This window comes from Leifsonia tongyongensis, assembly GCF_010686705.1.
GTDB classification, from domain to species: Bacteria; Actinomycetota; Actinomycetes; order Actinomycetales; family Microbacteriaceae; genus Diaminobutyricibacter; species Diaminobutyricibacter tongyongensis.
The window spans coordinates 212,821-226,807 of the sequence record NZ_JAAGWY010000005.1; the positions used below are offsets into that span (position 1 = coordinate 212,821).

General features: G+C 60.9%; 16 protein-coding genes. 11 read left to right on the forward strand and 5 right to left on the reverse strand.

Annotated features, from left to right (window positions below; translation table 11 throughout):
- Positions 1-29: 29 nt before the first annotated feature.
- From G3T36_RS18430 to G3T36_RS18445, 4 genes are all read left to right on the forward strand, one after another.
- A complete protein-coding gene (locus tag G3T36_RS18430; protein ID WP_163291321.1) occupies positions 30-1,340 on the forward strand; it encodes an ABC transporter substrate-binding protein in 1,311 nt (436 codons plus the stop codon).
- A 4-nt stretch (positions 1,341-1,344) separates the two neighbouring features.
- Positions 1,345-2,328, forward strand: coding sequence for an ABC transporter permease subunit (locus G3T36_RS18435; protein ID WP_163291322.1), 984 nt, complete (start codon positions 1,345-1,347; stop codon positions 2,326-2,328).
- Positions 2,328-3,266 (forward strand): carbohydrate ABC transporter permease, encoded by a 939-nt coding sequence (locus G3T36_RS18440; RefSeq protein WP_163291323.1) that lies wholly within the window; start codon positions 2,328-2,330, stop codon positions 3,264-3,266. Before G3T36_RS18435 ends, G3T36_RS18440 begins: the two co-directional genes overlap by 1 nt.
- Before the next feature lie 274 nt (positions 3,267-3,540).
- Positions 3,541-4,473, forward strand: coding sequence for an alcohol dehydrogenase catalytic domain-containing protein (locus G3T36_RS18445; RefSeq protein ID WP_163291324.1), 933 nt, complete (start codon positions 3,541-3,543; stop codon positions 4,471-4,473).
- Positions 4,474-4,655: 182 nt separating this feature from the next.
- Here G3T36_RS18445 and G3T36_RS18450 read toward each other — a convergent pair whose 3' ends face one another.
- From G3T36_RS18450 to G3T36_RS18460, 3 genes are read right to left on the reverse strand one after another with little or no spacing between them, the layout of a single operon-like run.
- Complete coding sequence (locus G3T36_RS18450) at positions 4,656-4,979, reverse strand: hypothetical protein (RefSeq protein ID WP_163291325.1); 324 nt, start codon at positions 4,977-4,979, stop codon at positions 4,656-4,658.
- Entirely contained in the window at positions 4,972-5,514 is a 543-nt protein-coding gene (locus G3T36_RS18455) for a hypothetical protein (RefSeq protein WP_163291326.1), read from the reverse strand. The genes G3T36_RS18450 and G3T36_RS18455 overlap by 8 nt, the downstream gene beginning before the upstream one ends.
- Positions 5,514-6,272 carry a hypothetical protein gene (locus tag G3T36_RS18460; RefSeq protein WP_163291327.1) on the reverse strand — a complete coding sequence of 253 codons (759 nt, stop codon included), beginning with the start codon at positions 6,270-6,272 and terminating at the stop codon, positions 5,514-5,516. Before G3T36_RS18460 ends, G3T36_RS18455 begins: the two co-directional genes overlap by 1 nt.
- A 70-nt stretch (positions 6,273-6,342) precedes the next feature.
- Between G3T36_RS18460 and G3T36_RS18465 the strand changes: the two genes are divergently transcribed.
- The 3 genes from G3T36_RS18465 (at position 6,343) to G3T36_RS18475 (ending at position 9,169) form a co-directional block, all read left to right on the forward strand.
- A complete protein-coding gene (locus G3T36_RS18465) occupies positions 6,343-7,461 on the forward strand; it encodes a metallophosphoesterase family protein (protein ID WP_163291328.1) in 1,119 nt (372 codons plus the stop codon).
- Positions 7,458-7,838, forward strand: coding sequence for a hypothetical protein (locus G3T36_RS18470; RefSeq protein ID WP_163291329.1), 381 nt, complete (start codon positions 7,458-7,460; stop codon positions 7,836-7,838). Before G3T36_RS18465 ends, G3T36_RS18470 begins: the two co-directional genes overlap by 4 nt.
- Before the next feature lie 281 nt (positions 7,839-8,119).
- Complete coding sequence (locus G3T36_RS18475) at positions 8,120-9,169, forward strand: hypothetical protein (RefSeq protein WP_163291330.1); 1,050 nt, start codon at positions 8,120-8,122, stop codon at positions 9,167-9,169.
- 177 nt (positions 9,170-9,346) lie between these two features.
- On the opposite strand, the gene G3T36_RS20270 is transcribed toward G3T36_RS18475, so the two are convergent.
- A complete protein-coding gene (locus G3T36_RS20270) occupies positions 9,347-9,700 on the reverse strand; it encodes a 4-fold beta flower protein (RefSeq protein ID WP_420811058.1) in 354 nt (117 codons plus the stop codon).
- Positions 9,701-10,202: 502 nt separating this feature from the next.
- Between G3T36_RS20270 and G3T36_RS18480 the strand changes: the two genes are divergently transcribed.
- A complete protein-coding gene (locus tag G3T36_RS18480; protein ID WP_163291331.1) occupies positions 10,203-10,661 on the forward strand; it encodes a GNAT family N-acetyltransferase in 459 nt (152 codons plus the stop codon).
- A gap of 918 nt (positions 10,662-11,579) precedes the next feature.
- Here G3T36_RS18480 and G3T36_RS18485 read toward each other — a convergent pair.
- On the reverse strand, positions 11,580-12,188 hold the full coding sequence (locus G3T36_RS18485) for a hypothetical protein (protein WP_163291332.1): 609 nt from the start codon (positions 12,186-12,188) through the stop codon (positions 11,580-11,582).
- A 284-nt stretch (positions 12,189-12,472) separates the two neighbouring features.
- Between G3T36_RS18485 and G3T36_RS18490 the strand changes: the two genes are divergently transcribed.
- From G3T36_RS18490 to G3T36_RS18500, 3 genes are all read left to right on the forward strand, one after another.
- Positions 12,473-12,733, forward strand: coding sequence for a DUF3892 domain-containing protein (locus G3T36_RS18490; RefSeq protein WP_163291333.1), 261 nt, complete (start codon positions 12,473-12,475; stop codon positions 12,731-12,733).
- Positions 12,711-13,226: a hypothetical protein gene (locus G3T36_RS18495; RefSeq protein ID WP_163291334.1), complete on the forward strand. Its 516-nt coding sequence runs from the start codon at positions 12,711-12,713 to the stop codon at positions 13,224-13,226. The genes G3T36_RS18490 and G3T36_RS18495 overlap by 23 nt, the downstream gene beginning before the upstream one ends.
- A gap of 219 nt (positions 13,227-13,445) precedes the next feature.
- Positions 13,446-13,940, forward strand: a complete 495-nt coding sequence (locus tag G3T36_RS18500; RefSeq protein WP_163291335.1) for a hypothetical protein — start codon at positions 13,446-13,448, stop codon at positions 13,938-13,940.
- Positions 13,941-13,987 lie beyond the last annotated feature (47 nt).

Consider the following 13,987-nt stretch of genomic DNA (forward strand, 5'->3'; position numbering starts at 1 on the left):
GCACTCAGAGCACGAAGAGAGAACACATAATGCGTAAACCCACGACCCGCTTCCGCACGCTAGCGATGTCCATCCTTACGGCAGGCGTCGTTGCCAGTACCCTCGCCGGTTGCGTCACCACTGGCGGAGGTTTGGAAGCCGACGCGATCCGGTCTCACGGCCCGGTCACGATCTGGTATTCGAACAACGCCCAGGAGGTGCATTGGGGGAAGGCGATGGTGAGGGCCTGGAACTCCCTGCATCCGAAGGAGCCCATCACGGCCCAGGAGGTGCCGGCCGGTAAGAGCTCCGAAGAGGTCATCGGCGCGGCGATTACCGCAGGTACCACGCCATGTCTGGTGTTCAACAACCTTCCCGCAGCGACCGGCCAATGGCAGAAACAGGGCGGACTGGTCGATCTATCGAAGTTTCCTGATGGCGCCACCTACATCGAAGGCCGCAGCGGCAGGACAGCGGACCAGTACAAGTCGTCGGACGGCGATTACTACCAGATGCCGTGGAAGCAGAACCCGGTGATGGTCTTCTACAACAAGACGATTTTCCGAAAAGCCGGGATTGATCCCACCTCGCCGGACCTGTCGACCTACAGCAAGTTCATCGCTGCTGCCAAGAAGATCAAGGCTTCCGGCGCCGCGCCCTACGCCATTTACCCGGCGCCTACAAGCGAGTTCTTCCAGGCGAATTTCGATTACCTGCCACTGCTCGCTGCCCAGAACGGCGGCAACACCTTTATTCAGAACGGCATGGCGAACGTAGCCGGCGGCGACTCGTTGGCGGTCGCCAACTTCTGGAAGACGATCTACGCCGACCGGCTGGCTGGCAACGAGCAGTACCAGGGCGACGCGTTCGCCGACGGTAAGGCCGCGATGGCGATCGTCGGTCCCTGGGCGATCGCCTTCTACGGTGACAAAGTTCAATGGGGATCCGTGCCGGTGCCCACAAAGGACGGGGTCGCCGCCGACAAGACGTACACCTTCCCCGACGCTAAGAACATCGGAATGTACACGTCGTGCAAGAACCAAGGGACCGCGTGGGACGTCCTCAAGTTCGCTACCTCCAAAGACCAGGACGGCAAGCTTCTGAATATTAGCGGCCAGATGCCGATCCGAGACAACCTCGCCACTGTTTACGCCAGCTACTTCGCCGCTCACCCGGCATACAAAGAGTTCGGCTCACAGTCAGCACGCACGGTCGATGACCCCTCTGGTCCCAACACCGTCGCGGAGTTGCAGGCGCTTCGAGATGCATACACGAAGTCGGTGATCGCCGGGTCCGGCAGCGTCGAGGACGCCTTCCGCGCCGCGTCCAAGAAGATCGACAAGCTCCAGGCGGAGAAATAGAGACATGGCTAGACGCTTGAGCGCACCCAGTGCTGGCCGAAACTCAATCACCGAGAGCGGACCGAAGGACCTGATTCGTCGTAACCGTAAGCGGCCCGTGAAACCGCTGCGCGTCCGCATCTTCGGCAAGAACCCTCTCGGATGGCTGTTCGGCGCGCCGTACCTCGTGTTCGTGATCGTGATCTTCGCGTACCCGCTGATGTTCGCGATCTATATGTCGTTCTTCGACTACTTCTTTGCGGCTCCAGGCGCCAATGTCTCCCGCCCGTTCGTCGGGTTCGACAACTACGTGACAGCATTCACCGATCCTGCCGTGCTGAGGTCGTTCGCCAACGTCGGCATTTTCCTGATAATCAACGTGCCTTTGACAGTCATTCTCAGCCTCGTGCTGGCGAGCGGTCTCAACAGCATCAAACGGTTCCGCACGCTCCTACGGGTCAGCTATTACGTGCCATACGTCACGGCGAGTGTCGCGATCATTGGCGTCTGGCTTTTTCTGTTCAACCAGGACGGCCTTGTGAATCACATTCTTGGGCCGCTCGCTCCGGACCCAAGTTGGTTCGTGAACCCAACGCTCGCGATGCCCATGATCGCGATCTATGTCACCTGGAAGCAGCTCGGCTTCTACATCCTGCTTTACCTCGCTGCGCTCCAGAACGTGCCGACCGAGCTCTATGAGCAGGCGTCGACCGACGGGGCAGGCCGTCTCCAGCAGTTTTACTACGTCACGGTCCCAGGCGTCCGCACCGCGACCCTGCTTGTGCTGCTGCTGTCGACAGTCATCGGCGCGAACCTCTTCACGGAGCCGTACCTCCTCACCGGCGGCGGCGGACCGAACGGCGCATCCACGTCGCCCGTGCTGCTGATCTACCAGCAGGGTCTCCAGCAAGGGCATCCGGGGTATGCGGCTGCGATTGGCATCGGGCTTGTTGTGTTCGTCATGATCATCGCCTTCTTTCAGAACCGATTCGCGGGAGACAAAGACTAATGACAAGAACAACTGAGCCAAGCTCGAGCGGCTCTGCCTCAGCATCTAAGAGCAGTAGTGGGGGCCGCCGACGCCGAAGGCACTTCCTGGCATCCGCGCGACAACTCAGCCGAACACAAGCCGTTCTGCTCGGGGTTGTCCTCGCCATCGGCGCGATCGCGTTCCTCTTCCCGTTCTACTACATGGTGATCGGAGCACTACAGGCTGCTCCTGATACGACGGTCGCGGGTGCGCTCCCGCATCCGATGAACATCACCTTTGGCAATTTCATCAATATCAACGACCGCATCAATCTAGGAACAGGGCTCCTTAGCTCGGCCATCTTCACGGGCGGGGTCATCCTCTGCACGGTGGTGCTGGGGGTGCTCGCCGGGTATGCCCTCTCCATTCTGCAGTGGCGCGGTCGCGGAGTAACGTTCGCGCTTTCGTTGCTTGTCCAGGTCGTCCCGTTCCAGCTGCTGATGGTGCCGCTTTATGTACTGATTGCACGCAATTACGGTCTCGCGGACAACTATCTCGGCATGATCCTGCCGTTCGCGATCAACTCGACCGCGGTGCTTATTTTCCGGCAATACTTCCTGCAGATCCCGAAGGAGCTTTTCGATGCTGCGAGGGTCGACGGCGCCGGCGAATTTGCCATCCTGAGAATCATTGCGTTACCGCTTATCCGTCCTGCGTTCGTGACCGTGTTGCTCCTGACTTTCATCGGGCCGTGGAACGAATTCCTATGGCCGTTCCTCATTACCAAGGAGCAGACGATGCAGCCGCTTGCGGTGTCGTTGGCGAACTACATCAGCACCGTCGCCGCTTCGACAACGAACCCGTACGGGGCGATCCTCGCGGGCGCTGTCGTATTGGCCGCTCCGGTCGTCGTGCTGTTCATCGTGTTCCAGCGGTATTTCACGTCGACCGATATCGACTCGGGCGTCAAGGGGTAGCAAATCTCCGTCGTCGTCCCCTCGAATCGTTCGACGTTCAAGGGGCAATAAGTCAGTGACGTGTGAAAGCGAATTCGGTTCCACGGTCTCGCATGGCGACGGGTGCAACAGGGGGCTCGCCATGGACCCTTTGATACTCATGACCAGAGGAAGGAAACGATTTGGCCTTTCCGTAAAACATCTGCCGCTAGGAGTACGAAGCGGCGGCCGCCGGCGGCACCGCGAACATGGGTTCGCGCCCGCTATCAAATACACGTAAGAAAGAAGAGAACTGATGATTGCACTCGGAGTCCGAACAACCAATGGAGATATCGAGGTCCTCGATCTGCCTACCCCGCGGAAGCCAACGTCCGGCGAGCTCCTGCTCCAGATGACCGCCGCGGGAATCGGTCCGTGGGATGTGCTCCTGCACACCGGCGGTTGGGACGTGGGGCTGGAGCCGCCTGCAGCACTCGGCGTCGAAGGCGTCGGACGCGTCATCGCTGTCGGCCCTGGTGTGGAGATCTTCAAGATCGGCGATGTGGTCATCGTCCACGACACGCCGCTTGCGGCGGGAAGCGGTACTTGGGCTGAACAGGTGCTTGTCCACGCGTCAAGTGTGGCGATTTGCCCGCCGAACCTCAGCCACGATCTTGGGGCGGCGCTGCCTGTTGCCGCGTTGACGGCACGTCAGGCGCTGGATGAGCTTCGAACCGATTCCGCTACGCGGCTTCTCGTTGTCGGCTCGGGGCCGACAGCTGTACTGGCTGTCCAACTGGCTGTCCAAGCTGGCGCCAGCGTTGTTGCTGCGGCCAGCCCACGGCATGCCGACCGGCTTCGTCGACTTGGGGCCATCGATGTCATCGACTCTCACATGCAGGGGTGGGCTCAGACCACGGAACGTCGATTCGATGCGGTCCTGGTTGCTGCGGACGGCACAGCATCGGAGGCGATGAGCCTCCTGGAAGACGGTGGCCGTTTGTGCTCCATCACTTCTGATGCGCCAGAGCCGGCGCGCGGGATCACAAGCAACAATCTCTACATTCATCCGGATGGTGAGGAACTTGGGAAGCTCGCAGCCCTCGCGGCTGCGGGGAAGCTGAGCTTGGAAGTAAGTTCGGTCACGATCGAGCAGGGATCCGCCACCGCGGCCATTGTCGCAGCCGGCCGCTCGGGTGGAGTCAAGTTCGTCATTGACTTCACGGGCGTCGCACCCAGCAGAGACTAAAGCGCTCTCGTCGTCTCGTCCTCGTCGAGGTGGTCGCTAGCATCGTCGACGACCACGCAAGAGATGGCGGGGCATCGCAGGGAGGGTCCTAAACTCGGGACCCTCCCTGCCTCTGCCGCTGTGAATTGTCCGACGCGTCCGTGGAACAGGAACCGGCCGCTCGGAGCTGCGCGTGACGTCGCCTACTCGCCAGCGGCAAGCAATTTATCCCGATACCGGACTAGCCCCTCGATGATCCAGTCCACGTTCTCTTCCGACGAGAACGTCAATTCGAACTCAACCGCGGTCAGGCTGCGATCAACCCCGACCACGCTCGCGAGAAAGACAGCGACCTCTTCCGGTATCTGCCTCCCGACGAACAATGTCTCCACTGACAACTCGAACTGGCCAGGCGGCAGCCGCATCGTAACTTCGTTGACCACGGCTCGCGCCTGGACTGCGAGCTCCTCAGCTTCCTTCCGGGTGCGATAGGTGACCGGTTCGTTCCAGCCCTGCTGATTAGCCACGAGTGGCCCTATGGTCGGGTGACGCGGTGCGTGGGCTCTCTGCCGGGAGCACGGTTGTCCACCCTTCGAGTGCCGAGACGAGTCGAAGTGACGCCTCGCCACGGAGCGCTCCCATCAGGGTCGTCCCTTTTATCCAGCTCAACGAGTCGGATTCCGCCGCCGCCGGATCGTAGACGACCACGCGAATCCAATATGCGTTCGCTGATCGCATGAGGTGCCTGATCACGTTCGCAAGATAGCCGTCGGGAAAATCGACTCGGTCGGCTATGCGATGAGGTGTCCGAAGTTGATCAACCCACCACTCTGCCTGGTCAAGGACCCGCAGGTCGATAATCCCTGGTGGGGTCGCCTCGAAGACCGTGAACGGGTACGGGTCGTTTTCGCCCCGTTCCGCCCTGAGTCGAATCGCCCGATGGAACCCTTCGAGTACGGCTTCTGCGGATACTCCGCGCCGGTGCGCGGCCGCGGCGAGTTCGACCCCGTCGAGGCCTGCGAGCTCTGCGAACTCGTGGACCGTCGCCCAGTCGTTGTTCATCAGGCGCTCCAGGCGGCTGCGACAGCTCGGGCGTGGGCGATGACCGTGTCGACGTTGCCGTCGAGGAGGCTTTCGATGGGGGATTGGCCGTGCCGTTTCGCGGCCAGGTATTGCGCCCATGTCCAACTGTCGCCGATGGCTTTGCTGAGTATTTTGAGCACGTCGGCGAGGTGGGGGACGAGGGAGGGGCCGGGGCCGAATGCGAACATCGGGAACAGGTGCTGGTCGTACCCGGCGGTGATGCAGAGGATTTCGAGGCGGCTGACGTGGTCGAAGACGTCTTCGGGCGTCTTGTTGAGGGCTTCGCAGACTGAGGTGAGCGTGTACAGCGGGCCCAGGTTTTCGCTAAATGCGCCGGCGAAGGTCGCTGCTTCTGCGTCGGCGCCGGCGTGTTCTCGCAATGCCATGCACCCGTCGCATAGGACTGTGTATATCCCGCTGCCTCGCAGGACGCCTGGCCGGCCGCATCCGGTGCAGGTATACATGGCGAGGTGGCGGGCGACATCGATAGCTTTCTCAATTGAATCCCCAGTGTCGGCGTCGAGCGTTCGGCCCCCGTTGATGTCGACGTTCAACATGTTGACGCGTTGCCGCATTCGCACGGTCGCCCCCGGTTGTAAGGACCTGATCGTGTACGCGAGGTTGAACGCGATCGTCGCCCAACCGTCTCCGCCTTCGTAGGTCGCGCCGAGCGTTTTCAGGCCCTTGCGTCCGAGTTTGATTTCGGGAAGCTCCTCGAGGTGCGGGTATTCGGCCATTGACAGACCTCACTTTTCGGCGAATTGTTTAATACAATAACCACCTTGCGATAAGTGAGGAAGAGGTCACATGAAAAGCGAGCAGCCGTTCGCCCCCATCGAACTAGCGACCACAGTTGCCGCTATCGGCGACATCCACGGCGACCTTCCGGCGTTGTTCCGGATCCTCGACGTGCTCGCAGAGCGTGGCGTCCACTGCGTGATCGGCCTCGGCGACGTCGGAATCCTCTGGGGACGGAACTCGAAGCACGACATCGACAAGCTCGAAGCCCGTGTCACCGCCAACCAGCAGACGTTCTATTGGGTCGACGGGAACCACGAAAACCACGACCTGATCGCGAAATACCCGATCGACGACCGAGGCCAACGACCGATCTCTACCAACGTCATCCACCTCCCACGCGGGGACCGCATCACCCTGCCTACTGGGCGAACGCTCGCCGCGTTTGGTGGCGCCAACAGCGTCGACGTGGCGATGCGGTCGCGCACATCCTGGTGGCCCGCCGAGTCGATCACTGACGACAACCTGGCCACGCTCGGGACCGAGCATGCAGACATTCTCATCGGCCACGACGCCCCCGAAGACGTGCTCAGACTCGACAACTACCTGGCCCGGACCGCGTTCATGTGGCCCGAAACCGGTATCCGGTACTCCCAACAAGGCCGCGCGATGTTCCATCGTGGGTTCATGCAAATCCAACCGAAGTTGTCGCTCGGCGGTCACTACCATCTCCCGATCGACGAGACCGTCGGCTACGTCGTCGGCGACAAAGGGTTCAGCACCAGAGTCGTCGTCCTCGACACTCTCCAACACACAGGGACCGCCTCAGTCGCAATCCTCGACGTCGGCTCGTTGGCAATCCGGTTCCTCACCGCCGACGGTGAAGCACTCCCGACACGTGAACCGCTGAAAGAGCTGACCAACGCAGCCACCGGAGTTTGGGTGGTTCACACCAACGACAGCCGGCACCGATTCGACCTCGAAGCGCACACCGTCGAACAAATTCCAGAACCCGACACGCAAGCCAGTGCTTCACACGAAGTTCTGCGACTTCAGACGATCGAACGCTGCCGAATCGGGGAACGCGGAATGTGGACGACCGAAACACTCGAACCACATTCCGTCCAGCGCAGGCACCAGAGCACGATCATCCGTCACATCGTCCCCGACGGAAGGCCCAGCACATGACGGACGACGACAACCTGATCGAACCGGTGCCGGTCGTCCTCCTGCCGCCCAACTGGGACCGTCGGGGCGACGTCACGATCCCGCTTCGCGGTCGATACGTTGTCCAAACTGAGGCGAGCCGTTACCACCTCGACTTCGAGACGGGGTATTTGACTCGGTTTCGAGGCGAGCATGACTCGGAGGACCCGTTCGTGCCGCCGGCCAGTCACATGCGTTTCGACGGAGAATCGTTGAAAATCCTTCGAGTTCTGCTGCTGAAGATCGGATGGCCGATGGTCGTCGATGTTCAACGGTTGGGGGACCCAACTGTCGTTGCCTTCACCCGCAGGACCACGACTTTCGTGAGCGCGATTACGCCTTCTGTGGGGACTCTATGACGTGTGGAATGGAGCGTGACTCCGAAGCTCACCCTCCGCTTCGACGTGGTACGCGAGACGGCGTCTGGCATGTCAGCACGAAGTCCTCATCGCGACGTGGCAGGCTGGGCCCCCTATACGATTCTCGCTGTTACCGGCGCCTCTTCGGACCACGCGTGCGACTTGGGCGGCTGCTCGCGGCACCTGCGCCAAGGACTGATTGTCGCTCGAGTTCGCGACGGAATGCTGCAACGTACTAGCGGGCGGCGCGCTGACAAATCGCAATAGGGCAGACTCGGCGCATGGATTCAAACCTGAACTCCCGACGGCCGAGCGAGGCATTGGTTGACATTCTGGGAATATCGCTCTTCCTCGGGGTGATTCTCACTGTGACAATGAGCGCACTGGCTGGAGCCGATCTGGCGGCACTGTTTGCCCTTCTGAGTGCGGCCGGCGGTGAGCTCTATGGGCAGCTCGGGTGGGTGTTCGGGATTTTTTTCACCGCTCTCATAGCCTTCTACGTTGGGGTGATCGGCGATCAGATTTCTGACGAGCGTGGGCGTCTCCGGTTTGTTCTGGGTGCGATCGCTCAAACGATCGCTTCATTCATGCTCGTCGGACTTCTTGTCATCCTGTTTTCGTTCTTCAGCCATCCGGAGCGGTGGGCCACCCTACTTTTCATCGTCCCAGCTGCCGGTCTTGTATTGTTCCTGGCGACACAATTGGGAGCCTTCGTCATTCCAGACACGACAGTGAGGCTGCGTTTGGCCGCCGCCGATCGCGACCGGGCCAGAGCGACACTGCCCAGGCTGAAGCCTCGTTCGCGTCGCCCATGGCTTGCGGTATGGCTCGTCGATTCAACCCTCATCGGAGTGATCGCACTCATCGTCGGGCTCCCGGCAACAACCCCTCCCTCAGTACCTCTGCTCTTCGTATCCTTGGTTGCCGGATCTGCCCTGGTCAATCTGTGGTGTGGGCTCGCGCGCTATTTATGGATTCTGGACGTGTCCCGCGCTTCTCGGACGCTCGACGTGGCTCTCGGCTTGAGTCCGATCGTGATCTTCGCCGGTCTTGGAATCGCTTTCGTGTTCACGTCAAGCCTGTGGGCTGGGCTCTCAATTCTCGTCATGGTCACGCTGTGTGCAGGCGTGACGACAATGCCGCTGCGCTGGAACCAGGCTGTGCCTCCACAGTGGCTCGTTGACTGGACGGTTGGGGGAGTAGTGATCCGGATCGCCGCGCGCTCAAGCGTGAAGCGATACGTCCGCGCAGTGAGAACCGTTCGCGAACTGGAGCGGGCGCCCGAGCGGAAGATTGCCTTTCCCGCCTTCGCGCAATCCCCGGATTCGTGACGACGAAGCTGAACTCGTAGCCGGTGCGGCCAGCTGACCGCGGGTGGTGACTTGCCTAATGGGGGCACGCAACAAACCGCTCGAGCCTGGTCCGATGAGCTTGGACGTTGGCTATGAGACCCCGACAATTCTCGAACCAGTTAAAGCGATGACGGCTCTCAAGAGAAGCTGGGAGCGTCAGATTGTCGTGTACTGGCTCCAAGGAAGGTTGGACCATCCGAGGGAGGGCACAGCGGGGATTGGTGGAATTGGTGGAATCGGAGGGATGGGTGGGATTGCCGCGATGGGCGGAATTGGGGGTATCGCGGTAATAGGAAGCAACGGGCCGTTGTTCGCTCCTGAAACGAACGCCACGGCGCCGCCAGATCGATCGCGGAAGAATCCATCTGCAAGGTGTCCGAATGTGCGTCCGTGCCGGGAGAAGAAGTGGGTGCCCTGTACCCATCCAATGGTCTGGCCACGCAGGTCCAGCACACGATCCGAAGCCATCCATCCGCAAACGCGTCCCCGGCGATCAAACACTGGCGTCATTGCAATCCTTTCCTGGTGCGAAGTGCTTCCATAGGGTATTGCATGCTCAGCTAGGCGGCGCGGAATCAACCGACTCCCGCCGCGAATACTCGCCGGACATGAGTGAACTATTTCCGACCGCTGTCGGGAACCACCTATTGCGCGCGATCGTTTTGCACGGCGTGGAGGCCGACGCAGTCACCGACGGGGGCGCCTGGCGGGAGCACGCCCTCAGTGCAGCTTGGTAACAACGGGGGCGAGTGCGCACGACTGGGGTGCCTGTGTCCAAAGTGTACTATTTCGTCCAGTTTGCAGCATAGGATGTCTTCGGGGGGCTCGCCGGTCGGTCGAGGCCACCGTGGGCTCCCGTTCGTTCGGTTCAATTCGGACGGCGGGAGACCGCGGTGACAAAAGATAGAGGCTTGGCCCAAACCCGATCGCGTGACGTAACTGGAGATCGTCATCAGCAGCCGCTACTGACGACAGCCGATCGGATCAGAACCAGCAAAGGAATACCGAAACGATGACTAATGCGAGCGATTCGAGCAGCGGCGGCTTCGAGTACCGGGGCGGCTCCGGCAACCCGGACGGCGTTGGCAGCCTCACCCGGCACCAGGCGGTCCTCATCGATGAGGTGATCGCCGACGGCCACGCTCCTACGCTCAGCTTCTTCGTCAGGAACGACGACAAGACTCGGATCTACGAGGCCATCGCCGGCGACACCGTGATCGCCGGCCTGACCTATAACTTCGCCAGCGATAACAGACTCGTGCTGGTGGCCACGGCAGTGTTCCCCGCGTATCGCAAACAGGGGATCGCGTCCGAATTGATCCGCCGCGTCCTCAATGAGGTGCGCACCCAAGGCAAAACCGTCAGCATCATGTGCCCGATTGTCTGGGCATTCATCGAGCGCAACCCCGAGTACGCTGACCTCGTCGACCCGAAGCATCCCGGCATGCCCAGGGGCGCACACCGGTCGTAAGGCGCTGACTCAGCGGGGGAGACTAGCCACTCCTCGTCGTCCTCGCCGGAGCAACAGCCCTGCTCTACCTGCGAGGGGCCTGCGAACACAAATACCGACGCTACGGCTACGGTGCCGGACTAGGAGCGCTTCCCTTCGGGATAGTTTGCGCCGTGATCTCGATGTAATCGCCCCCGTTCGAGACCCCGATTCGGCAGGACATGCTGGCGGTGGGGGATGTCGGGGAGGGCCGGCACGTTATTCCTCAGAGAGTCAGCGTCCTCTGCGGGCAAAGACTGTGGCCGCGACAACGATTGCGACACTTACCAGCGCGACGATTCCCCAGAGCCACCATCCAGGCTCAAACGAGGTGCCGGTGTCGTTGCACCCTGCTGCGTTGGCGCATGAAGCGGCTATGTGAGTGAGTCGCAGTTTCGTTCATCCTTCTGTCCGCGCCGGTCGCTGTCGAGCGAGGCGATTCAGTGATCCGACTTGTGAGGACTCATCAAAGTGTTTCTACATGACGGGCAGGCCCTTTGGCGAGAGCGTCGTGTACTTCCGCGAAGTCAGCACTTCTGGCCGAACCCGTCGAGACCGCGGGGGTTATCGGCGTTGCCGCGGTTGTTGCGCTCGCCACTACCGCACTCGTGTCGCTCGTACGCGGCAATCGCTGACTAGCGCCTAGCCGTCTAGAGATCCGCGCCAAAAGAGGCGGGGGAGGCGGCGTCCAATTTCAGACTCAGTGGGGAACTGCGCGCCGGGACGGTCATCTGCTTGCGACGGACCCTTCACAGTCGAGCGCAGAGCACTCCGCAGCGCGAGCGCTCCCCCGTCGAACAGTATCGACTCGAGGGCGGCCCGATCTTATCGTCGCCGCAGCCATCGAAGACTGCGTGTCATGCCTCTTCAGTTCGGAGTTGGCTACGACGCCGTCCTGACTCAGTCATTGAGAAGTATGGACAGCGCCCGCTCGGCAGCGACAATAGCCTCCGCCAACTTCGGGTTCAGCACCTGAAAATCGGAACTCCGACTGTCAAGCCAGGAAGAGAGATCGTGCAACTCCTCGACCAGCATTGCCGGATCAAACGACCAAACGTTCCCGTCCGGCCCGACCACCAACGCGGCATCCTGCAGTTCTTCCATAAGAACAGGCAGAGGATAGGCGCCGACATGTCCGGCACACCATAAACGATGCTGGCCGTCCCGCACAGGCGGATCCTCACCACAAAACGACAACGCCGTCACCACCGGTCTGAAAGTAGTCCAGTCGTGAACGACTGCCCACTCCTCCGAGCTCAGACGCCCGGAAACACTGACCGTCGACTCGACGACACCGGGACGCCACTCATCGCCGACCAGACGTACCGCGTCGCGAACAACGCGAGCGATCTCAACCCAATCCAGGGCGCGATACGCCGGGTTGCCGCCACCGGTCGCCGCGTCGGGATCGACGCGCATCGGATTGCTGCTCGCATTAACCCAGAACCACGAGCCCGGGTAGGCGACACGAATGTCTTGCGCGACGGCTGTCGAATCCTTCTCTTTCAAGTGGGCTCCACTCCGGTCAATCAGCTGCTAGCTGGATAACGCTCTGAAGCTGGAAATGAACTACAACCATGTAGTTCGTCGGCATCACGCAGTAAAATCGACAGAGTAAGCAACGAAGCCTCGTTCAGTAAACAGTTTGCCGGACGAGGCAAACGGCCGAACGAGGCTCGAAGCGTTCTTCGAAGGGAACAGTTCGAGTATAAAACCGGATCGGACGTGGGGCGCTACTTGGCGTGGCCGCGAGCCGTGAAAGTGTCCGTGTTGCGGAAATGGAGAGAACCAACATGGCTACCCGAGCTGTAACCCACACCCGAAAAGACCAGGCCGGCAACATCATCGGGCTGGGCAAACCGGGCGAATACTGGTCCGTCCGTTCCTCAGCTGACGCGATAAGCGACATCACCGCGGGGACGCACAGCTACTACGTCCCGTGGGCCACCGGATCAACCTGGATCGAGGTCGTCCGGGGCCATTACGGCCCCTACTTGCGGACGGACGCCGACAACACGACCCGGAACAACCTTGACGACCTCCCCAACATCTGACAGGTCGTGGCTTCGCCGACGGAAGGAGACTCCGTCGGCGAAGCCGGTTGAACAGCAGCGCCTGATCCTCGACGAGCTGGCCAGGCAGATCGACGTCATCAACGCAAAGCAATCCGCGATTGTCGACCGGGCGGCGATCGTTGTTGCTGGCGACGTAGTCGTTTCTGTGCTCGTTGTCACCCAACAGGGACTCGGATGGCTGGCCATCCCGATCCTGCTATCGGTCGTGAGTGCGGTCTTTGCGCTGATCGGTATCCGGCTTTGGAAGTCGACGGGTTCCCGGCTGAACAAGTCGACGATAGACACCCTCTTGACCAGTCCGCCCTACTCCGTTGGATATGGCTTCATCCGGGACCGACTTGCCGAGTTGGACGCAGCCGTCCGGGACCTTGAACGGAAACAGAGATACATCAAACCTGCAACCTGGTGGCTCATCAGCGCGTGGGCGGCTGCCCTCGCCGTCGGCGTCCTGCAACACCTACATCTCGTATAGAAAGGACTACCCAAATTGGGAAACGAGAAACCGACCGGCGAATGGGACCCCACGCCGGAAGTTGAAACCCCATCAATGACCGCTAACGTCCTCACTCACGGTGCGAACACGACTTCATTCGCGACCCGGATCGTCGAACAGGGGGAAACTCGCGACCGCTGAACGACCACGCACGCGCCGGAGGTCAAAGCTCCTGTGGGCTCCCAATAGGCTTCGAGCATGGATTTCTGGTCGCAGTTCTGGGCAACGATGTGGGGTGCCCTAGCCGGGGCTGTCGTGGCGGGCGTGCTCTCTTGGTGGGTAGCGACGAGCACTCTGAAGTCACAGGCCTCACAGCGCTACGAGGACAACTTGGACACTGCGCTGGCGAAACTGTTCGAAGCGATCGCGCGCCACATTTCTGACATCGAACGTTGGCTTCGTAGCGGCATGCGCGACATCACAATGGCGCCCTTCGTCTCCCGGCTGCAGGTTGACGTTGACATCGCCTGGATGGCTGCAAAGTCGAAAGAGGACGCCACCGTGATGCTGTTCGTCGCGAAGGTTCTTTACGTCTTACCGAAGACCAAGTTGGAGTGGCGATTAACCGAGCTTCCCAATCTGGTCGAGAATGTCCGCGCCTGGAGGACCGACGAGGTCACAACGGATCAAATCGTGGGCTACCTTGATCGGCTCGCCGAAAGCGCCGACAGAAACGTGCGACTCGAACTCTAGTCGAGGTGCGCTGGTCGATGTCGGTGGGGTACGGGCTGGTTGCTGTG

Bases quoted from the DNA above. Each gene is read 5' to 3' on its own strand.
- G3T36_RS18445 (WP_163291324.1), top strand. From the start codon at position 3,541: ATGATTGCACTCGGAGTCCGAACAACCAATGGAGATATCGAGGTCCTC.
- G3T36_RS18435 (WP_163291322.1), top strand. From the start codon at position 1,345: ATGGCTAGACGCTTGAGCGCACCCAGTGCTGGCCGAAACTCAATCACC.
- G3T36_RS20270 (WP_420811058.1), bottom strand. From the start codon at position 9,700: ATGACGCCAGTGTTTGATCGCCGGGGACGCGTTTGCGGATGGATGGCT.
- G3T36_RS18440 (WP_163291323.1), top strand. From the start codon at position 2,328: ATGACAAGAACAACTGAGCCAAGCTCGAGCGGCTCTGCCTCAGCATCT.
- G3T36_RS18465 (WP_163291328.1), top strand. From the start codon at position 6,343: ATGAAAAGCGAGCAGCCGTTCGCCCCCATCGAACTAGCGACCACAGTT.
- G3T36_RS18430 (WP_163291321.1), top strand. From the start codon at position 30: ATGCGTAAACCCACGACCCGCTTCCGCACGCTAGCGATGTCCATCCTT.
- G3T36_RS18455 (WP_163291326.1), bottom strand. From the start codon at position 5,514: ATGAACAACGACTGGGCGACGGTCCACGAGTTCGCAGAGCTCGCAGGC.
- G3T36_RS18500 (WP_163291335.1), top strand. From the start codon at position 13,446: ATGGATTTCTGGTCGCAGTTCTGGGCAACGATGTGGGGTGCCCTAGCC.
- G3T36_RS18475 (WP_163291330.1), top strand. From the start codon at position 8,120: ATGGATTCAAACCTGAACTCCCGACGGCCGAGCGAGGCATTGGTTGAC.
- G3T36_RS18480 (WP_163291331.1), top strand. From the start codon at position 10,203: ATGACTAATGCGAGCGATTCGAGCAGCGGCGGCTTCGAGTACCGGGGC.
- G3T36_RS18470 (WP_163291329.1), top strand. From the start codon at position 7,458: ATGACGGACGACGACAACCTGATCGAACCGGTGCCGGTCGTCCTCCTG.
- G3T36_RS18490 (WP_163291333.1), top strand. From the start codon at position 12,473: ATGGCTACCCGAGCTGTAACCCACACCCGAAAAGACCAGGCCGGCAAC.
- G3T36_RS18460 (WP_163291327.1), bottom strand. From the start codon at position 6,272: ATGGCCGAATACCCGCACCTCGAGGAGCTTCCCGAAATCAAACTCGGA.